At 58.3% G+C, this 19,430-nt stretch carries 20 protein-coding genes; 11 read left to right on the top strand and 9 right to left on the bottom strand.

Features of this window, described 5'->3' with window-relative positions:
* Nucleotides 1–9: 9 nt before the first annotated feature.
* Nucleotides 10–450 (bottom strand): pyridoxamine 5'-phosphate oxidase family protein, encoded by a 441-nt coding sequence (locus tag BKA12_RS07290; protein WP_183641967.1) that lies wholly within the window; start codon nucleotides 448–450, stop codon nucleotides 10–12.
* Between the two features lie 131 nt (nucleotides 451–581).
* Here BKA12_RS07290 and BKA12_RS07285 point away from each other — a divergent pair, with 131 nt between their 5' ends.
* Genes BKA12_RS07285 through BKA12_RS07275 form a run of 3 tightly spaced genes read left to right on the top strand, consistent with a single transcriptional unit; the run spans nucleotide 582 to nucleotide 3,039 of the window.
* Entirely contained in the window at nucleotides 582–1,679 is a 1,098-nt protein-coding gene (locus tag BKA12_RS07285) for an App1 family protein (protein WP_183641965.1), read from the top strand.
* A 41-nt stretch (nucleotides 1,680–1,720) separates the two neighbouring features.
* A complete protein-coding gene (locus tag BKA12_RS07280; protein WP_333907830.1) occupies nucleotides 1,721–2,194 on the top strand; it encodes an acyl-CoA thioesterase in 474 nt (157 codons plus the stop codon).
* Complete coding sequence (locus BKA12_RS07275; RefSeq protein WP_183641962.1) at nucleotides 2,191–3,039, top strand: siderophore-interacting protein; 849 nt, start codon at nucleotides 2,191–2,193, stop codon at nucleotides 3,037–3,039. The genes BKA12_RS07280 and BKA12_RS07275 overlap by 4 nt, the downstream gene beginning before the upstream one ends.
* 84 nt (nucleotides 3,040–3,123) lie before the next feature.
* On the opposite strand, the gene aroQ is transcribed toward BKA12_RS07275, so the two are convergent.
* The 3 genes from aroQ to BKA12_RS07260 form a co-directional block, all read right to left on the bottom strand.
* Nucleotides 3,124–3,567 carry a type II 3-dehydroquinate dehydratase gene (gene aroQ / locus BKA12_RS07270; RefSeq protein ID WP_183641960.1) on the bottom strand — a complete coding sequence of 148 codons (444 nt, stop codon included), beginning with the start codon at nucleotides 3,565–3,567 and terminating at the stop codon, nucleotides 3,124–3,126.
* A gap of 29 nt (nucleotides 3,568–3,596) precedes the next feature.
* On the bottom strand, nucleotides 3,597–4,808 hold the full coding sequence (locus tag BKA12_RS07265; RefSeq protein ID WP_221228064.1) for a YihY/virulence factor BrkB family protein: 1,212 nt from the start codon (nucleotides 4,806–4,808) through the stop codon (nucleotides 3,597–3,599).
* 61 nt (nucleotides 4,809–4,869) lie between these two features.
* Nucleotides 4,870–5,847, bottom strand: a complete 978-nt coding sequence (locus BKA12_RS07260; protein ID WP_246361624.1) for an NAD(P)-dependent oxidoreductase — start codon at nucleotides 5,845–5,847, stop codon at nucleotides 4,870–4,872.
* Between the two features lie 144 nt (nucleotides 5,848–5,991).
* On the opposite strand from BKA12_RS07260, the gene BKA12_RS07255 reads away from it, so the two are divergent.
* From BKA12_RS07255 to BKA12_RS07245, 3 genes are all read left to right on the top strand, one after another.
* Entirely contained in the window at nucleotides 5,992–6,777 is a 786-nt protein-coding gene (locus BKA12_RS07255) for a TetR/AcrR family transcriptional regulator (RefSeq protein ID WP_338087462.1), read from the top strand.
* Nucleotides 6,778–7,348: 571 nt separating this feature from the next.
* A complete protein-coding gene (gene rpf, locus BKA12_RS07250; protein WP_183641950.1) occupies nucleotides 7,349–8,140 on the top strand; it encodes a resuscitation-promoting factor Rpf in 792 nt (263 codons plus the stop codon).
* A 204-nt stretch (nucleotides 8,141–8,344) separates the two neighbouring features.
* Nucleotides 8,345–8,956: an FMN reductase gene (locus tag BKA12_RS07245; RefSeq protein ID WP_246361622.1), complete on the top strand. Its 612-nt coding sequence runs from the start codon at nucleotides 8,345–8,347 to the stop codon at nucleotides 8,954–8,956.
* Between the two features lie 94 nt (nucleotides 8,957–9,050).
* Here the strand turns inward: BKA12_RS07245 and BKA12_RS07240 are convergent, their stop codons facing one another.
* The 3 genes from BKA12_RS07240 to BKA12_RS07230 all read right to left on the bottom strand — a co-directional run bounded on the left by BKA12_RS07240 (nucleotide 9,051) and on the right by BKA12_RS07230 (nucleotide 11,642).
* Nucleotides 9,051–9,245, bottom strand: coding sequence for a CsbD family protein (locus BKA12_RS07240; protein ID WP_183641945.1), 195 nt, complete (start codon nucleotides 9,243–9,245; stop codon nucleotides 9,051–9,053).
* Nucleotides 9,246–9,366: 121 nt separating this feature from the next.
* A complete protein-coding gene (locus tag BKA12_RS07235) occupies nucleotides 9,367–10,545 on the bottom strand; it encodes a glycosyltransferase (protein ID WP_183641941.1) in 1,179 nt (392 codons plus the stop codon).
* A 122-nt stretch (nucleotides 10,546–10,667) separates the two neighbouring features.
* Nucleotides 10,668–11,642 (bottom strand): AEC family transporter, encoded by a 975-nt coding sequence (locus BKA12_RS07230; protein ID WP_183641938.1) that lies wholly within the window; start codon nucleotides 11,640–11,642, stop codon nucleotides 10,668–10,670.
* Between the two features lie 14 nt (nucleotides 11,643–11,656).
* Between BKA12_RS07230 and BKA12_RS07225 the strand changes: the two genes are divergently transcribed.
* Entirely contained in the window at nucleotides 11,657–13,033 is a 1,377-nt protein-coding gene (locus BKA12_RS07225) for a cell division protein PerM (protein WP_246361621.1), read from the top strand.
* On the opposite strand, the gene BKA12_RS07220 is transcribed toward BKA12_RS07225, so the two are convergent.
* Nucleotides 13,030–13,449 carry a hypothetical protein gene (locus BKA12_RS07220; RefSeq protein WP_183641935.1) on the bottom strand — a complete coding sequence of 140 codons (420 nt, stop codon included), beginning with the start codon at nucleotides 13,447–13,449 and terminating at the stop codon, nucleotides 13,030–13,032. The two genes, BKA12_RS07225 and BKA12_RS07220, sit on opposite strands and share 4 nt — an antisense overlap.
* Nucleotides 13,450–13,510: 61 nt before the next feature.
* Here BKA12_RS07220 and purN point away from each other — a divergent pair, with 61 nt between their 5' ends.
* Nucleotides 13,511–14,092 carry a phosphoribosylglycinamide formyltransferase gene (gene purN / locus BKA12_RS07215; protein WP_183641933.1) on the top strand — a complete coding sequence of 194 codons (582 nt, stop codon included), beginning with the start codon at nucleotides 13,511–13,513 and terminating at the stop codon, nucleotides 14,090–14,092.
* A 9-nt stretch (nucleotides 14,093–14,101) separates the two neighbouring features.
* Here purN and BKA12_RS07210 read toward each other — a convergent pair whose 3' ends face one another.
* Entirely contained in the window at nucleotides 14,102–15,451 is a 1,350-nt protein-coding gene (locus tag BKA12_RS07210) for an MFS transporter (protein WP_183641930.1), read from the bottom strand.
* Between the two features lie 172 nt (nucleotides 15,452–15,623).
* On the opposite strand from BKA12_RS07210, the gene BKA12_RS07205 reads away from it, so the two are divergent.
* The 3 genes from BKA12_RS07205 to purH all read left to right on the top strand — a co-directional run bounded on the left by BKA12_RS07205 (nucleotide 15,624) and on the right by purH (nucleotide 19,430).
* Entirely contained in the window at nucleotides 15,624–16,946 is a 1,323-nt protein-coding gene (locus BKA12_RS07205) for an Nramp family divalent metal transporter (protein WP_183641927.1), read from the top strand.
* Nucleotides 16,947–17,102: 156 nt separating this feature from the next.
* Nucleotides 17,103–17,723 carry a DUF4303 domain-containing protein gene (locus BKA12_RS07200; RefSeq protein WP_183641925.1) on the top strand — a complete coding sequence of 207 codons (621 nt, stop codon included), beginning with the start codon at nucleotides 17,103–17,105 and terminating at the stop codon, nucleotides 17,721–17,723.
* A gap of 78 nt (nucleotides 17,724–17,801) precedes the next feature.
* Entirely contained in the window at nucleotides 17,802–19,430 is a 1,629-nt protein-coding gene (gene purH / locus BKA12_RS07195) for a bifunctional phosphoribosylaminoimidazolecarboxamide formyltransferase/IMP cyclohydrolase (protein WP_183641922.1), read from the top strand.

Raw genomic sequence — 19,430 nt, 5'->3', positions numbered from 1 at the left:
GTTGCCGAGTTAGATCTCGTCATCCATTTCCGGCTGCTTGCCGAAGACGAAGTGACGTCCCGTGACGGAGGTCGGGGTGATGCTGACCCAGAACTCCTTGCTGGTGGGAACCCACGGGGTCACGCCGGAGTTTCGAGCGATTTCAATCTCGGCCTCGGTCTCGAGCACCTTAGCTTCGCCGTGCACGATGACGGACCAAGCTTCATCGCTCAGGATGCCGTCAGCTTCAAAAGCAACCTTGGGGTTGATGGTGAGTTCGGTGAGCTTTGATCCAGGGGCCGTGCGTACATAAACCACGCGGTCCGTCGTGGAGTAGTTGACCGGGAAAATGTCTACCTCAACACCCGCGTAGACCGCGATGCGGCCGTGCTTCGTGTTATCCAGCAACTGCCATGACTGGTCTTCGGTGAGGTGAAGGACGGGGGCGTCATCTGCGTGTTCGAACATCATGACTTCATTGTTGTACTTCCTGTAGAAGAGGTAAAGTCCTCGCGCCACAAACGGGCTTTAGTAACTTCATCCTCAACGCCCCGAGGGTGCGAAAATCAGAAAAGTAATGTCCGCCGTGAAACACTGTGATTATGGCTCTTTTGAGGAACTCAGATTTCTGGGATGACCCCGCAGTCAAGCTCGAGGACGGCTGGAATGCTTTCCGATTGCGTCGCGCTGAAGAACGCGATTGGGTGCAGACTGTCTTCGCCTTCAGAGGCTACGGTCTTTCGAATGCGTGGATCCGTGTCATGGCACGCGTGGTGATGGCTCGTGAGGAAGCCTTTGAGCACGGTCTGCCGTTGCCGAATGTGGTGACGGATGGCGTGCGCGGCTGGCGCAACTTCACTTCGCCTCCGGTCCCTTACGCAGAGGTCACCATCAAGATTGGCGACAAAGAATTTACGGTGGACGCGGACCGTGGTGGCGTGGTGGACACCCGCATTCGGGCAGAGTTGCCTGTCGGCTGGCACACCATTGAACTGACCGCGAATGGCGGCGAGCATTCCCACGCCCACGTGTACGTCATTGATCAAGATCAGACCATGGGCATCATTTCTGATATTGATGACACCGTGGTGGTGACGGCTCTTCCGCGTCCGTTGCTCGCAGCATGGAACTCGTTTGTGCTGGATGAGCACGCGCGTAACCCCACTCCCGGCATGGCTGTGATGATGGAGCGACTCGCCCAGCATCACGTGCATGCGCCGGTCATTTACCTCTCTACGGGCGCTTGGAACGTCGCGCAGACGCTGCAGCGCTTCCTCAGACGCAATCTGTACCCGAAGGGTCCGCTGTTGCTCACGGATTGGGGACCTACTGAGGGCCGCTGGTTCCGTTCCGGCATGCAGCACAAGGTGAACCAGTTGCGGCGTTTGGCGGACGAGTTCCCGAACATCAAATGGCTACTCATTGGTGATGACGGTCAGCATGACCCGGAGATTTATGCGGAGTTTGCGCGTCGCTATCCGGATCATGTTGAGGCCATTGTCATTCGCCAGCTCACCCCGTCTGAAGCGGTGCTCGCCGGTGGTCGTTCTGAAGAAATGATGGGCTCCACTCCGGGGACGCCGTGGATTTATGAGCCAGACGGCGCCAAAATCGCGACGAAATTGGAGAAGCTGGGCTTGCTTCCCGCTGCTCGTGCGGATGCGCAAATGGGCGCGAACGACGACGCTAGCTCGCTCTAAGCAGTCAGCTCACCCGATCTGTGGGTGATGGAGGAGGATTAGTGAATCGAATTATTGTGGACGTCCCCATGCGTTGGGGTGACATGGATGCGTACGGGCATATCAATAACGTCAATAGCGTGCGCCTCATGGAAGAAGCTCGCGTTCACGCTTTTGGTGTGCCAGGCGGTACGGGGCGCGATGGCGTCCCGGCGCAAGCATCATTCTTGAATGATGTCCCTGCAGGCACGCAAGTGCTGGTGGTTGATCATCGTGTGAAGTATTTGGCACCGTTGGAATACCGCAACGTCCCGGTGCGCGTCGAAGTGTGGCTCGCCAATATCAAGGGCGCGAGCTTTGACGTTTGCTACGAATTTTTTGACCCAGTGGAGAACACCTTATGCATTAAGGCCAATTCCACTCTCGCGTTCTTCGCAACGGACACCCAACGTCTGTTGCGGATTACACCTGATGAGAAGCGGAGGCTGGAGAGATTCTCCGGCCCTCCGATCTTCGGTGAAAGGAAGTCCTCATGACCGAACCCACAGCCGAGAGCGCCCCGCGCGCACCACGTCCTCAAATCATCATGGAAGTTGTTGATCGCCAACAGATCAACCCACACATGGTGCGTCTGACCTTAGGCGGCGAAGGCTTTGAAAACTTCGCTGACCGCCCGGTCACGGACAAGTACATCAAGTTTCTCTTCGCAGATCCGTCTATGGGACTGACCCCGCCCTACGATCTGGACGCGATTCGTCGAGACTTGGGTCCGGAAGCGATTCCAGTACGCCGCACCTACACCGTGCGCAAAGTGAACCATGAGGCGCGCACCATCGACGTTGATTTCGTCGTCCATGGTGAGGACGGTATCGCTGGTCCATGGGCCAACACGGCGCAACGCGGCGACGTCGTATGCTTCAACGGCCCCGGCGGTAACTACAAGCCCGAAGAGAGCATTGACTGGCACCTGCTGGCCGGCGACGAAGCTGCACTGCCCGCCATCGCCACCGCCCTCGAAGCGATGTCTTCCAACGCCGAAGGCGTCGCGTTCATTGAAGTCCAGGACGCGGCGGATGAAATCGATCTCGTGAAGCCACAGGGCGTGGAGCTTCGTTGGATTCACCGTGGTTCGGAGTTCACACCTACCTCCACCAAGCTCGCCGCCGAGGTCATGAAGTACCCGTGGCGATCTGGCCTGGTGCAGGTGTTTGCCCATGGCGAGCGTGAAGTCATTAAGTCCTTGCGCCGTTACCTCGCGGATGATCGCGGGATTGATCGGCGCATGATGTCCTTGTCCGCGTACTGGGCCTACGGCCGCGCGGAGGACACTTTCCAAGCGGAGAAGAAGGAACCGATCGGCAAGATCTTCCCGGACGCCTAGACATTCCAGTTACGTAGAAAAGCGGCACCCGAGTTTCACACTCGAGGTGCCACTTTTTGCGTTGAGATCTAGCGAAAGAGCGAATTACTTCTTATCGGCCAGAGAATCGATCAAGTAATTCAAACCCATCGGGTACCCGCGCCATCCCGCTCCAATGATGATCGAGTTGACCACGGGGGAGATGTAAGAGTGGTGGCGGAACTCCTCGCGCGTGTGCACGTTGGAGAGGTGGCATTCCACCTTGGGGCCGTTGAACGCGGAGAGTGCATCGCGGATGGCAACCGACGTGTGCGTGAAGGCACCTGGGTTGATCAGGATGGCGTCGCAGCGCTCGCGGGCCTCATGGATCCAGTCGATGATGGCACCTTCGTGGTTGGACTGGAGGAACTCCAGCTCCACTCCGCGTTCGTCAGCTAGTTTCTGGCAAGAGTCCTGAATCTCGGCGAGCGTGGTGGTTCCGTATATTTCCGGTTCCCGCTTGCCGAGAAGATTCAGGTTAGGGCCATTGATGATCATGATGCAGCTCATGGGGTGAACCGTATCAAAATCTGACTTTGTTAGGCGTCTTCGCCGTCTAGATCCTTAAAGATCGGGCCTTCGCCACGGATCTTGCGCACCAGACCTACGCCGAGCAAGACTGCCAGACCGCCGCCGAGGGCCGTCCAGAAGCGCTTCTCCTGCAACGCCTCCTCGTCGATGTGCTGGTCCGGGTTGTACTGCTGGCGAAGCTCCTTAGCCTGCTGCACATCCTTGATGTACTTTTCTTCCTTCTTGAGTGTGGCCTTGTAGCCGCGAACTGGAAGGCGCAGGGTGTCTTCAGCAACGATTCCGGACTGCAACTGGCGGCCGCGCTCCAACTCAGCATCCACTTCGGCACCAAACAACAGCACGGCGTTCATGATCCAGAGCCACAACAGGAACACGATCACGCCACCAATAGAGCCATACGTGGCGTTGTAGCTACCGAAGTTGGCGACGTAGATGGAGAAGCCAACCGTGGCGATGGCAATAACCAGCAACGCGACGAGCGCGCCAACGGACAAGAAACGGAACTTGGACTGGCGAGCGTTGGGAGTCCAGTAATAGAGGATCGAAATCATGATGACCGCGATGATGACCAACAGCGGCCACTTGGCGATGTTCCAAACCATGAGGGCCTCAGGGCCCAGTCCAATGACGGCGCCAATGCCGGTGGCAACTGGTCCGGACATGATCAGAATCGCGATCGCGAGCGTAGCGAGCAACACAATCACCAGCGTCACTGTGTAGGTCACGGCGCGCAAGGAGAAAATCGGACGGCCTTCGTCCACTTCAAAGATGGTGTTGAGGGATTTGCTGAACGCCACCACGTAGTTCGATGCCGTCCAGATGCCGCCGAGGATACCGACGATCAAACCGAGGCCGGCACCGCTTGAAGAGGCTAGCTGCATGATGGGCTGTTCGAGCGTCTGCGCCATATCGGCCGAACCCATTTGCCGGATCAGGTCCATCATGAACTGGGTGGTCTTTTCAGCCTGACCCACGACGCCCAAAAGGGAGACGAGGGCCAGCAGTCCGGGGAAGATGGCAAACACGGCGCGGTACGTGAGGCCGGCGGCCATATCCATGCAGCCATCCCGCGTGAATTCACGTAGCGCCCGGCCCATCGAATACTTCAAGACGTTACCGTGGAGTCGCGGCGGGTTCTCGATGACCTCAACGTAATCAGGTTCGCTTGATTCGATGGTGTCAAGAGCAGATCGGGTGCCGCTGTTGGGCGTCACGGTCATGATTGCCTCCCTCAGAAAGAAACTTTCACTGCAGGTTTCAGGTGTAAGTCTATGTCGGTGGCTAGTATCCGGCACGCGCGTCGACAAGGCCTTCAAGCTCCGCGCCCTCTTCGGAACCCGCACCGTTGAGCCGTTCCGTGAGCGCGGCGATATTCTTTCTGATACGCGCGACGTACAACGGCACGCAGATTTCTAAGGTGTCCGCGGTGTGCGGGGTGATAATGCAACGTCGCTCTGACCAGAGCGGATGCGAATCTGGCAACGGCTCTGGCTCGGTCACATCGAGACCGGCACCCTTGATGGCTCCGCTCGCCAGCGCCGTCGTCAGCGCGTCCGTATTCACCAAACCACCGCGGCCCACGTTGACCAAAACCGCGGTCTCTTTCATGAGTGCCAGCTCGGCTTCGCCAATAAGGTTGCGCGTTTCTTCGGTCAGGGCTGCAGCCAGTACGACGACGTCTGCTTCCGGAAGTGCCTCCCGCAATTGCGGCGTGGTGACGGTGAGATCCGCGCCGGGGACGGGTTGCGTCGAGCGGCGAACTGCGGTGACATGGGTATCGAAAGCCTTGAGCAGGCGGATGCTCTCTTGAGCCACACCTCCAGCACCTACGACAACGGCGCGCGCTCCATTGAGGGTGATGCCACTTGAGGCGCCCCACGAGGTGGCGCGGACACGCTCGGGAAGATCTCGCAAGAGAGCCAGCGTCAAAGCGAGGGCGTGTTCGCCGACCGGCGGGCCGTAGATGCCTTTAGCGCTGGTCCATGTGAGGTCGGGGTGAGCGGTGAGGGATGCTTTGTAACTCTCAATTCCAGCAAAGGGGAGCTGCACCCACTGTATGCTCGGGGTCTCATTGAGAACGCGAAGTAGTTCCTCGGTGTCAGCGCCCCAACCAACAATCATTCCGTGCGGCTGAGCATCAGGGGCGACGTGGCTTGCGCCGGCGTCTTCGATCGCTCGAGCCAGAGCCTGCGTCGTCCAATCGCTATGTTCCGGGGATGGAAGCATAGTGATAGCGGGCTGGAGTGTCATGTTGGTCATGGCGCGAACCTCTTCTGCACAGGGCATTCAGAACTTGACGTGGGAAGTTTGAGGAAATGTTCACTTGTCTTAAAGCGAGCCTAGTTCAATCTTTGACGGTGTTCGCTTGGTAACCTTCATTGTGGGGAGGAAAGAGAGGGGTATATGGGGATGAATGAGCCCCCGTCCGTAGCACCATCAACCGCAACGGAAGGGCAGCGCAATGAAACCACCACTCCTGGGAATGGTCGTAGATCAGGCCGGGGTCGGCTAGACCTGAGCCTTATTTTGAAGGCCGGCGCAGACCTCATTGAGGATGAATCGATACATCATTTGTCGATGCGCAATCTTGCAAGTCGACTCGGCGTACAAGCGATGTCTTTGTACCGCTACGTGCCGTCTCGTGATGTCTTGATCGACGGCATCGTTGATCTGGTCCTGCAGGATCTTGACGCTAATCCCGACGTTCATAAAGAGCCGGTTGATGGCTGGGAAGAGTTTGTTCGCAGACTCTCTTATGGGTTCCGCAAAGTGGCCCACGATCATCCGCAAGTGTTTCCCGTCGTCGCCACTAGGCCAGCTCAAGCGCCATGGATTCGGCCACCAATGCGTTCCTTGACGTGGATCGACCGATTCTTGGGCGCCTTGCGGGAGAGTGGATTCTCTGCCGAGGCCACAGTTCGCGCTTACCGTGCGTACTCGAGTTTCCTCTTGGGCCACTTGCTACTTGAACTCGCTGGAGACGACGTCGACATTTCAGACATTGTTCCGGACGCTGGAAAGACGGAACGCGCCACGGATCATGCCACTCTTCGCGAAAAGGCAGATCTTAGCGAATTCCCGTCCGTTTCCGAACTCGAATCACTCCTGAAGGAAAACCACTCGAGGCAAGAATTTGAACGTGGCTTAGAAGAGACCATCTCGTGGATGGCGCGTCTTCAAGATGCATAGGCACGCCATCCGGCGGCGGTGGGAGTAGTGGAATTTGATCACGGAATGATCTCTTTCGGGGTTACTTCCATGCCTCAAGCCGACCACAACGAGTCCAAAACGAGACCTAATTCATGTGGTGCAGCTCACAAGATCGACGTCCTGTTGAGAATATACGTTGTAAGCTAATTGAGTTACACTGTTACTAGTTGGGCGGCGGATCTTCGGAGGCGAGGGGGTCTGTCGCCTAGCTTTTTAACACACGAAGTGCCGTTGACTTGGGATGATCTGGAGGCGCGTGCATCGCGCGAGAAATCCGAGTGCGCATTCTAGGCATAAAACACCTGAAATAAGCTTGTGTTTTACCTGTGAGTATCGGCCTGCGCTTTGACAAACCCAGCGTGTTGTCCCGTAGACTCGAATTATTACGTTTGGATAACGAGCACACCTCCATCCAGACGTGCGCCGAGTTCCGGATCCACGTTGCCCACGGAACTCCTTAAGTCACCGAAACCCCTTAAGTGACGGCCGGGCAGCGACGCCATTTCACCCCGCCGGGGTTGTAGTGTGCGTGGATGGCCTTAGGAGAATAATGTCTCAGAAGCGTCAATACGCCGCATCTAAGGTCGGACTCGGCCTTGCATCCTTGGCTCTCGTTGGTGGTGCTGCTGCCGCAGGTGCAGTTCCAGCCAATGCTGCCTCCACGGCGACGTGGGACGCACTTGCACAGTGCGAGTCTACCGGTAACTGGTCCATCAACACTGGCAACGGTTACTACGGTGGCGTTCAGTTCAGCCTTTCCACGTGGCGCGGCTTCGGCGGCTCGGGAATGCCTCACCAGGCTTCCAAGGCTGAGCAGATTCGCATCGCTGAAAAGGTTCTTGCAACCCAGGGTTGGGGCGCATGGCCAGCATGCTCTGCCAAGTTGGGTCTCTACGGTAAGTCTGGCTCCATCGCGGGCTCCACCAAGGCAACCACCAGCAAGACCTCCACCTCTGTGGCTCCAAAGACGGTCAAGGCACCTGTTGCCAAGAAGACCGTGGCTGCACCAAAGGCAACGGTTGCTAAGAAGACGGTGGTTGCACCTAAGGCTTCCGAGACCGCTAAGAAGGCAGTTGCTAAGACTCCAGCTGCTAAGAAGTCTGCCGTTCTTTCGCAGAAGTCTGCTCCAGTTGCCAAGAAGTCCGTTCCGGCTAAGGCCTACACTGCAAAGCACGTTGCTGATTCCGGCGAGAACTACACCGTTCGTTCCGGTGATAGCTTGTCCAAGATCGCTAACAAGCTTGGACTCAAGTCCTGGCAGGACCTGTACCTTTTGAATAAGGGTACGGTTTCCAACCCGAACTTGATCTTCCCAGGTCAGACCTTGAACGTTCCTGCCTAATCTGACTACTACTGCCTCCTTGAGGCAAGGCAATTAGGCTAACGTCGCAAAAGCGCCCCCGTTTCATACGGGGGCGCTTTTGTCAGTTCTGCGAACGAATGGGCGGTCTGTGGCATGAGTATCACGTGACGCGGGAATGATTCCTGCCGGAAGTTCGTTATTCTATGCAAACGCATACAAGTTGCATGAGATTTGAGGATGAACATGAAGATCGTCGTGGTGTCAGGTGGCATAGGCGTTCCGTCAACGGCAACGATGCTTGGCGAGCACCTAGGGAACGCTGCTCAGCAGGCGCTCCTGGAGCAAGGTCAGCAAGCGGAGGTCAGTGTTGTCTCGCTGCGCGACTACGCCGTCGCGATCGCTAACAACCTCGTCTCCGGTTTCCCCTCTCCTGAACTGCAGGAGGTCAAAGACCTGGTGGTGAACGCTGACGGCTTGGTGCTAGTGAGCCCCACCTACACGGCATCTGTTAGCGGACTCTTCAAGTCCTTCATTGATACTCTCGACCCGAAGTCCCTTGATAGTGTTCCGCTGCTCCTCGCCGCCACGGGTGGTTCTGCGCGCCATAGCCTCATGATCGACTACGTTATGCGCCCGATGTTCGCCTACATGCGAGCCAACATTGTGCCTACGAGCGTCTTCGCGGCCCCCGAAGACTGGGGAGCGGATCAGTCTGAAGGTCCGCTCATGGGGCGCGTCGCTCGCGCCGGCAAGGAACTGGCAACTGCCATGAGTGGTGCGGCCCGGACTCGTCCAGTGGACAACTCCATGACCTCGCTTCCTTTCGAGCAGCTCCTGGCAAACCTCTCAAAGTAGGGCAAGGCACGAAGAGACCCGGTGAACATCAGGGTTCACCGGGTCTCTTCGTAGTTAGTCCGGCACTTCCACTAGGGGAGTGCTACACCGAATATTAGTTGCTGAAGCCGTCCTTGACGTCCTTGGCGGCATTCTTGACGTTTTCCGCAGCCTGTTTCACGCCTGCTTCGGCCTGCTGTGCTTGACCTTCAGCTTCGAGGCGCTCGTTGTCAGTTGCGTCGCCGAATGTTTCCTTGGCCTTGCCGGACAGCTCTTCAACCTTGTTAGAAATCTTGTCACCCAGTCCCATGGTTCACTCCTTTTGTTAGCGGATAGTGTTCCCCGGCTAAGCGGGTTGTTTACAACGTATGCATCTAATCTGAGTTTTCCCTGAAGGGACCCTCAAAGAACTGTCAGAGGGCAAATGCGTTCTAGCGCCTCATCCAGGACAGTGCTTCAGTGTGCAAGTGTCGTGACTTCACTTGGATCGCTCGCTCGTAGTGAGCAATGAGCTGATCGCAAATGGCTTCCCAGGTGCGTCCCGCGATGCTTTCGTGAGCGGCCACGGCGAACGCTTCGCGCTTGACGTCGTCGTAAATCAAATCCTGCACGCGCGACCGCAAGTCTTCGAGATCCCCGGGCTGATAGAGCCAACCCGTACGGGACGAATCCACGAGGTCCAGCGGACCACCGCGGCCCACAGCAACAACCGGAACGCGTGCGGACATGGCTTCTTGAATGGTCTGACAGAACGTCTCCGACTCGCCAGGGTGCACGAAGAGATCGAACGACGCCACAACCTCGCCGAGGTCATTTCCGCCGAGGAACCCGGCGAAGTAAGCGTTGGGCAGCTTCGCACGCAATTCATCCTTGAGCGGCCCGGAACCCACAATCACCAAGCGCGTGCCCGGAAGATCGTCCAGTACCGCGAGGTCCGCCACTTGCTTTTCAGCCGCAAGGCGGCCCACAAAACCAATGAGCTTTTCGCCGTTCGGAGCAGCTTTCGCGCGGAACTCTTCAGAGCGGCGGGAAGGGTTGAACTGCTCTTGATCCACGCCGCGACGCCAATAGTGCACGCGGCGAATGCCGAGGTCACGCAGTTGGCGCATGGAGTAGGAAGACGGCACCAGATTGACCGTTGAAGAATCGTGCATGAGCTTCACATGGCTCCAGAGCACGTCCTCCAACCACGGCAATCCGTAGCGCCCCGCATAAGCCGGGATTTCCGTCTGATAGATCGAAATGGTGGGAAGCCCCAGTTGCTGCGCTGCTTGAATCGCGCGCCATCCCAGTACGAAGGGGCTGGCGACGTGCACCACGTCGGGGCTGAAGCCAGCGAGGATGCGGCGGACGCGGGAGACGGTGCCGGCGGCGACGCGCACGTTGGGGTAACCATTGAGGGGGAGTGCGGGGAGCTTCACTACGGGGAAGCCTTCAACTTCCTCCGGGGTGGATTCTGCGTCCCAGAGGGGGCCGGACCACGATTGTGCCGGTGCAATCACCAGTACGTCGTGTCCTTGGCTTCGCAAATGGCGAAGAACTCGAATGACGGAGTTGGTCACGCCATTCATGTGCGGCAAGAAGGATTCAGCTACTACGGCAATTCTCACTCTTCAACCATGAGCGCCGGGAGTGGCCGCACTATGGCCTCAAAGTGAACTCCACACTGCCCCTTGGTGAACTTTCGTGAAATCGTTTCCTGAGCCGCTGAGCGAGCTGACCTGAGTACCGGCTAGCGGACGAAAAGTGCGGTGAGCGCAATCCATGCGGGAATCGTTAAGAACGACGACGCAGTTTGGGTTGCGATGATGGCGGCCATGAGCGGGGAATCGCCTCCCAGACGGCGAGACAGCACGTACGCGCTTGATGCCGTGGGGATGGATTGGAACAAGATGATGACCGCGGCGGCTGGGCCGGTCAGTCCAGCCCACAAGCACAGGATCAGGGCGAGGGTTGGAATGATAACGAAGCGGAAAGAGCTCGCCCAGAGCATCGGGCGGACGAATCCGCGCAGGGAAGTGGCCCGCAGACCGGCACCCACGCACAACAGGCCGATCGGCAGCGCGGCTTGGCCCAGAATTTTCAGGATCTCCACCAATGGTGCGGCGAGTGCGGAAATGGCCGCGGCGGCGTCGTAATTGACACTGCTGAACCACAAGCCGCTCAAGTTCAGGGCAAGCCCCATCAAGCACGCAACTACCAAGGGATTGGTGTAGATCGCCCGCACGATTGCCCAACCTTGCACTTTCGCGCTGCCGTATTGCGCAAAGACCAAGGTCGAAGTGATGTTGACCGTGGGCACGAGCGCGGCGTTGGCCAAGGCGGCGAGAGCGAGGCCGTCAGCCCCGAAAAGCGTGGTGGCGAGGACGAGGCCGATGTAGTTGTTGAATCGGACGGCGCCTTGATACACGGACGTAAAAGCTGGGCCGTTGCTGCCCGCGGCAAGCTTGCGGAAGGGCAAGAGCAAAAGCCCGCCCACTACGGAGGAAACGATGATGACGCCCACCATGCTGAAGGCGGGCAACTTCGTCAGATTTGCTGTGGCCAGACTGCTGATGAACAGAGCAGGTAGGAGGAAGTAATACGTGAGCCGCTCGAGTTCCACCCAGAACGCATCTTTAAAATTCAGGTGTTTGCGCAGTGCCCAACCCAGCCCCAACAGCGCGGCGGTTGGAACTAGCGCGCGCAGTATGAGCGAAATATCCACCCATCGGTCATATCATGAGCCGCGCCGTTGAGCGAAAGCCGCGCGTAGAAATGGCACCATGGACGGTGATGAAAAAGAACTCGAAAGCAGCAGTCTTCAACAAACCTCGCCAGCTGATTCGAGTCTTCCGCGACGGAATTCCGCTTCCACTCGTAGTGCAGGGTGCGCTTGAAGCTCTGCAAGTCGCACTCATGCTGGCGTTGCTTTTCGTGCTCCCCGTTTTCGGAATCTGGCTGGGCGGCGGCTTGGCTAATGGTTCCCTTGAAAGCTCGCTCCAGCTCAGCGGCCAGTTGTGGCTCAAAGCCCACGGCGCGCCCTTAGGAATTAGTTCTCTGGCCTCGGACGGCGTGACCGAAGTCAGCGGTCTCGTGACGCTGACTCCTTTGCTGTTTCCTGTCATTCCATTCTTGCTCGCGTGGCGTGCTGGCCGACGCATCGCACGCGCGTCCTACGCCGATCAGTTGTGGCAAGGCATCGCAGGCGCGCTGGTGGCATACGGGTTGTTTGGGTTCATCACCGGTTTTGCCGTGCGCACCTCAGACGTACGCCCGGAAACATGGGCCTCTATCCTCATGCCGGTTCTTGTTCTGGGTCTGGGCGTAGTGATCGGAACGCGCCGCGAAGCAGGTTCTTGGTCTCGACTGATCGGCGTGGAGTCTGTCGAGTGGCTGTCTCAAGCGAGCCAAGCCTCGCGGTGGGCTGGTTCCTACGTGGCCGCAGTGGCGAAGGCATCGCTCGTCGCCTTCTTGAGCGCTATTGCGCTGGCTGGCGTTGTCTTGGCCATCACGCTTTTCATGCACTGGGCGGATGGCTCAAATGTCTATCAGCAGCTGCGGCCAGGACTGATAGGAGGCATTGTTCTCACGCTAGCGCAGCTCGCGATGATCCCTAACCTGGTGATCTGGACGTTGTCCTGGCTGAGCGGCGCAGGATTCTCGATTGGCATCGGCTCCCAGCTGACCCCCCTCGAAACTACCGTGGGCCCGCTTCCCGCTGTCCCATTCCTCGCTGCGCTTCCCACGGGTTCTCTCAACGGTGCATGGCTCTTCATGCTGTTACCAGTGGTGGCCGGTGTCGCTGCCGGCTGGTGGTTCATGCGTGAAGGCGAGAACCACTTTGACGACTGGCTGGATCGAAAGATCCCTATGCGTTGGCTCTCCGCATCACTGTCCACGCTGTTCTTGGGCCTCGTGATTGGACTGGGCGCCGGGCTGTTGACCGCGCTGGTGTCCTTCATTTCCGGTGGCTCGATTGGCATTGGACGCCTCGTGGAAATCGGTCCGCACATGTGGCTGACCGGAGCGTGGATCGCCCTCGAAGTGGGCGTTGGAGTCATCATCGGCTACTTGGTCTCGCCGTACCTCGAGCCAGATCCGGTCCTCGAAAACTAGTTCCGTCCCAACACCTGGTCCACGAGGGAAGTGTTGAAGTCTCGGGAACACTGCTCGAGCGAGCGGCTAGTCAGGGACTCCTCGATGCAACGTTGATAGTCCATGGTGGGCTGGAAGAAAATGCCTTGAAGCGTCACGGATGCGGTAAAGAGCAAGCAACCCACAAGAGCCAGGATGATCGTGAAGTTCACGAATCCCATTCCCGGGATGCGGAGACTCTTCTTGAGCGCCACAATGCCCGCGATGATCGCGGCAATGCCCACTGGAATCGTCAAGAACTTCCACGGCAAGGGCAGCATCGTCAGAAGCGATGCCGCCAAGACCAACATGATGGTGTTGCGCATCCGCGCGGCATTCGCGAGCAATTCTTCGGTGCTGGCTGGTCGTTTGGAATTCGGTGGAAGTGTTGCAGGCATACCTTTACAGTAGTTCGCCGTTATTGAGAGTTCGTCACCAATAACGCATAAGATCTGTGGAATGCGCGCTGTATTTCTGGTCTCTGGTTCCGGTTCAAATCTTCAAGCCGTTCTCGACGCGGTAGCTGAGGGGCAATTGCCCCAGCTCGAGGTTGCGGCGGTCGGAGCCGACAAGCACGACACCGGGGGAGTAGCTCGCGCTGCCGAAGCCGGATACGAGACCTTCGTGGTCAACTTCAAAGACTTCGACGACCGCGCCGAGTGGAACCATGAACTCGTGCAGAAGTGCCTGAGCTACAACCCGGACTTCGTGGTGTCCTCCGGTTTCATGCGCATTGTCAACGAAGAGTTCATCAACACCTTCGAGCGCCGCTACATCAACACCCACCCAGCTTTGCTGCCAGCATTCCCGGGCGCCCACGGCGTCCGCGATGCCATGAAATACGGCGTCAAAGTCACCGGCTGCACCGTGCACTACGCAGATGCAGGCGTCGATACCGGCCCCATCATCGCGCAGCAGGCCGTCGCGATCCTCGACGACGACACCGAGGAAACCCTCCACGAGCGCATCAAGATTGAAGAGCGAAAATTGCTCATCAAGGTACTGAAGGATTTGAGCGAAAGCCGCGCTGCGGCGTCGTAATTAACGCCCTTACTCGAGCTCTTGGTGCGCCGTCTCTGGAGCTGCAATCGCCATGAAAATCACGGCTAGCAGCACCAGCCCGGTAGCGATCAGGAACAGGTTGGCCAATCCAATCACCGGCCAGTACAGGGCGAACAGCACTGGGCCGAAGCCAGCGCCGACGCGGCTGATGGTCGATGCCCAGCCAAATCCCGAGCCGCGAAGCTCGGTGGGGTAGAGCTCGGACACGTAGGCGTAGAGCACCGGAATGCAGATCTGCACTACAAAACCGAAGACCAAGAGCCACACGATGGCCGTGGATGGCGTGCCCAAGGACCACGCGACGAGCACCAGGATGAAGCCAGACAGTGGGCCCGTCACGCCGAGGATCCATTTGCGGCCAACGCGCTCGATAGCCACAGCCGCGATGACGCCAACCAAGCCCACGGCGGCCATGATTGCCGTCATGAAGAGGGACGTGTTTGCGGCCATGCCAGCCTGCTGCAGGATGGACGGCATCCAGGTGAGTGCTAGGTAGTAGACCAACAGGATTGTGAAGAAGAGCGCCCACGACACCGCCGTGATCTTCCAGCTGAACTTCCAGATGCCCGCGAGCTGTTCGCCAATGGAACCTGCGGACAGGCGAGGAACCTCGTTGGAGGATGGCAACGTGTATTCAACTTTCGGGGTGCCCGTGCGGAGGACTAAGTCGTCGATGACTTTTCGGGCTTCTTCATCTTGGCCCTTGCGAATCAAGAAGAGCGGGGACTCCGGGACGTGCAGACGCACGAAGAACACCAAGATCGCTGGCAGCACCATGGACAAGAGGATGAGGCGCCAGTTGCCAAAGACCGTCATGACCATCGCGGAAACGAAGAAGGACAGCGCGGCGCCTACGGGCCACCAGCCATCCATTGCGGTCATGACTTTGCCGCGTTGCTTGGTGGGCGTGAACTCACCCACCAGCGCGTAATCCACGGGGATACATCCGCCGAGGCCAAAGCCCGCAATAAAGCGGAAGAGGGCAAAGAGCTCAAAGTTCGGGGCCAGGGAGCCGGCCACCGTAAAGAGGGAGAAGATCAAGAGCGTCCACGTGAACGCTTTCTTGCGGCCAATGCGGTCCGCCACCGTTCCCCAGACGAACGCGCCGAGCGCCATACCAATGAGGTTGGAGGTGCCCATCAGTGCGGCAGTGGAGCGGTCAAGACCCCATTCCTTCATGATGAGCGGGATCAGCGCGCCGTTAAGTGTCACGTCCCACGCATCGAACATGAAGCCGAGGCCGCCGATGATGAAAATCTTGCCCTGGACGCCCCAGCGCCACGGCAGATTTTGCACCACTTGAACGCCGGTGGGCAGGGAATTAGCGGTAACACTCATGGTCTGTGAATCCCTTGAATTGGTTACTGATTTCAGTAAAAGAGCTTAATCAAGATTACTTCGAGTAACGATCAACAGCGTATACGTTGTGGAATCTATGTGATTTGCTAGTGAGACCATCTCTCGTCAAACCAGTTGGTTTTCCGTAACTCGCACGAATAATGAGGACTCCATGACAGATATCCCTAAGCATCCGGCAGGTGACCATCACGCCGGATTCGATCCAGTAGAACCAGATGCGGAGGGTCACCTCCCGCCGCAGAAGTGGAAGATTATTGGCCCCGGCTTGGTGGTTGCAGCCACCGGTGTGGGCGCCGCAGATATGGTGGCAACCCTTGCCGCCGGTTCCCGCTACGGCTACATGCTCCTCTGGGCAGTGGTCCTCGGCGTGATCCTGAAGATTGTGCTCGTCGAAGGCGCCGGACGCTATAGTCTCGCCACCGGACGCACCATCTTTGAAGGCTGGCGTTCCCTTGGAAAGTGGACCGTTTGGTACTTCGGTCCGTACATCATGATCTGGGGCTTCGTATACGGTGCCTCCGCCATGTCATCCACCGCGCTCCCGTTGGCCTCGCTCTTCCCGGGCGTTCCTTTGTGGATCTTCGCGATCGGCACCGGCATCGCCGGCTTCATTTTGGTGTGGTTCAACCGCTACGCGATTTTTGAGAAGATCACGGCCTTCTTGGTCCTTCTCATGTTCATCACCATTGTGGGCCTCGCGATCATCGCCGCTCCGAATATCCCGGACATGCTCGCCGGTCTCATCCCGCGCCTTCCTGAAGGCGGCTTGCTCTACACGCTTGCGCTCGCGGGCGGTGTCGGTGGCACCATCACCTTGGCGGCTTACGGCTACTGGCTGCGTGAAAAGGGCTGGGCAACGCCTCGCTTCATGCGTGTCATGCGCATCGACAACACCATGGCTTATGTCATGACCGGTATCTTCGTGCTCTCGATGCTCATTGTGGGCGCTGAAGTAGTCTCTGCCGCTGGCGTGAAGATCTCCGCCGGTGACAAGGGCCTCTTGGACCTGAACACCGTGCTCGAAGCGAAGTACGGAACCTTCATTGGTAAGGCGTTCTTGGTGGGCTTCTTCGCCGCAGCGTTCTCCTCCGTCCTCGGCGTGTGGAACGGTGTGTCCCTCATGTTCGCTGACTTCTGGGGCAACATCCGCGGCAAGGGTTCGGACCACCCGGATTCCCAGGCTCACGGCAAGTACTTCCGCTTCTACATGATCTGGCTGACCTTCCCACCAATGCTCTTGCTGATGCTTGATCAGCCAATCGGATTGGTCTTGGCTTACGGCGTACTCGGCGCATTGTTCATGCCGTTCCTTGCCATCACCTTGCTGCCATTGCTGAACATGAAGAAGTACGGCGTTCCTGCCGAATGGCGCAACAAGTGGTACACCAACCTCGCGTTGGTCATCACGGCAGTGCTCTTCATTTGGTTGGGCGGCTACCAGTTGATCAACTCCATCCAGTCCGTCCTGAAGTAATACTTCATCGGCTACCGAGGCGCGGCGCCTCCCACACACTCGTGGGGAGCGCCGCGCTTCTTGTTTTTGCCGAGCCGTTTTCGACGGAAAAACCTTCACAGCAGACACCCTGAATGATCACTAGTCGGAACCACATCAGCGGGGTAGTGTTTCGTTATGGGACTCGATTGGAAAGCTCTCGAAAACGCAATGCGTACTTCAGTGCTCCGGCACGCTCGTGAAATCATCGAAGATCATCCGGAGCACACGTTCTACGCGATGGCGCTCCACGGCGTCCCCACGGAACCTGCAGACACTATTGAGATGCCGGTTCTCGCGATGAATTCCGAAGAGGCTTACGGCCGAGATCATCGCGAAGAAGAAGCCATAGCCGCTTTAGAAGATCCCAAGATCGATGACCTGGACACCGAGATCGAGGACAACGGCGGCTATTACTCGGATCGTTGGGACTGTAGCCAGTGGCATTGGTGCGCCATGGAGCTCGCCGGCGAGGAAGCTGCGGCCATTTGGCAACGTGGCTTGAGCGAAATGATCAAGAAGGACGGCTGGGAAGCCACCATCCGCACCTACTACGCCGTCATGGTGAGCGTCATCAAGGACGTGGTCCCGGAGCTTGCCACGGGCAGGAACGAACACCTCATTGGCTTCGTGGCAGATGATGATCACGCGGAAACCCTGCTCAGGCGGTGCTTGAGTGACGAACAACTTGAGCGGCACTTCCCGGAGCTTGTTTCTGGGACTGCAGAGGCAGCGGCGTCGTCCTCAAAAGGAACGTAACCGCACGCACTCGACCCAAGGATCACGCGGCAAAAGCGATAAGCTAGGGAAACCACCCGCTTTTCGCAAGGAGCTTTTGTGTCCTCAGTAGTTCAAGATCGTGTGCCCATTCGCCGAGCTCTCATTTCTGTTTATGACAAGACCGGCCTCGAGGAGCTGGCGGTCGGACTGCATGAAGCGGGCGTGAGCATTGTTTCCACCGGTTCCACGGCGCAGCGCATCGCTGGCGCGGGCGTCCCTGTGACTGAGGTTGCGGACATTACCGGTTTCCAGGAATGCCTCGACGGCCGCGTTAAGACCTTGCACCCGCGCGTTCACGCAGGAATTTTGGCGGACCGCCGCCGCGAGGACCACGTTCAGCAGCTTTCCGACATGGAAATTGAGCCTTTTGACCTGGTCATCGTGAACTTGTACCCATTCGTGGACACCGTGAACTCCGGCGCTGACATGGACGCCGTGGTGGAGCAGATCGATATTGGCGGCCCATCCATGGTGCGCGCCGCCGCGAAGAACCACCCTTCCTGCGCGATCATCGTTGACCCAGCCTCTTACGGCCAGGTCGTTTCTGCCGCGAAGGAAGGCGGCTTCGATTTGAAGACCCGCCAGCGCCTCGCGAGCCTCGCTTTCGCGCACACCGCAGCGTATGACACCGCGGTTGCGAAGTGGACCGCGGCTCAGTTCGGCGATTCCGTTGAGAACGACGACGCAGCGTCCATCCCAGCCTTCCCTCCGTTTGCGGGGCTTTCTTTGGAGCGCTCCGAAGTGCTGCGCTACGGCGAGAACCCACACCAGTCAGCCGCTTTGTACATAGAAGATGGTGCGACGCCGGGCATTGCTCAGGCCGAGCAACTTCACGGCAAGGCGATGAGCTACAACAACTTTGTTGACGCCGACGCCGCCGTTCGCGCCGCTTATGACTTCGCTGAGCCAGCAGTGGCCATCATCAAGCACGCCAACCCTTGTGGTGTGGCGCTGGGTGCTAGCGATGCCGCTGACCCGATCGCGGACGCTCACCTCAAGGCGCACGCGACGGATCCCGTGTCCGCTTTCGGTGGCGTCATTGCCGCCAACCGCACCGTGACGGCTGAGATGGCTCAGAACGTCAAGGACATTTTCACCGAGGTCTTAGTGGCTCCGGGCTTTGAGCCTGAAGCCGTGGAGATTCTCTCCGCGAAGAAGAACATCCGTTTGCTGACGCTTCCAGAAGGCTTCCGCCGCGACTCCGTTGAATACCGTCAGGTATCCGGTGGCATGTTGTTGCAGGTTTCTGACGCCGTTGATGCGCCGGGAGACTCAGCTTCCACGTGGACGTTGGCCGCTGGCGAAGCTGCTGACGAAGCCACCTTGCGCGACCTCGAGTTCGCCTGGCGCGCAGTGCGTGCTGCTAAGTCCAACGCCATCTTGTTGGCATCGGGCGGCGCAGCCGTGGGCGTTGGCATGGGCCAAGTGAACCGGGTTGACTCCTGCAAGCTGGCCGTGGAGCGTGCAAACGCCTTGGGTGTCGACGGTGCTGAGCGCGCTCGCGGTTCCGTTGCCGCTTCAGACGCGTTCTTCCCGTTTGCAGACGGTTTACAGATTTTGCTTGACGCTGGCGTCAAGGCTGTAGTTCAGCCGGGCGGTTCCGTGCGCGATGAAGAAGTGGTGGCTGCGGCTAAGGCAGCTGGTATCACCATGTACTTCACCGGCACGCGTCATTTCTTCCACTAA

The organism is Neomicrococcus lactis (assembly GCF_014200305.1).
Taxonomy (GTDB): Bacteria; Actinomycetota; Actinomycetes; order Actinomycetales; family Micrococcaceae; genus Neomicrococcus; species Neomicrococcus lactis.
Note: the sequence above shows the minus strand (reverse complement) of the source record. Positions and strands in the feature narration are given on the sequence as shown.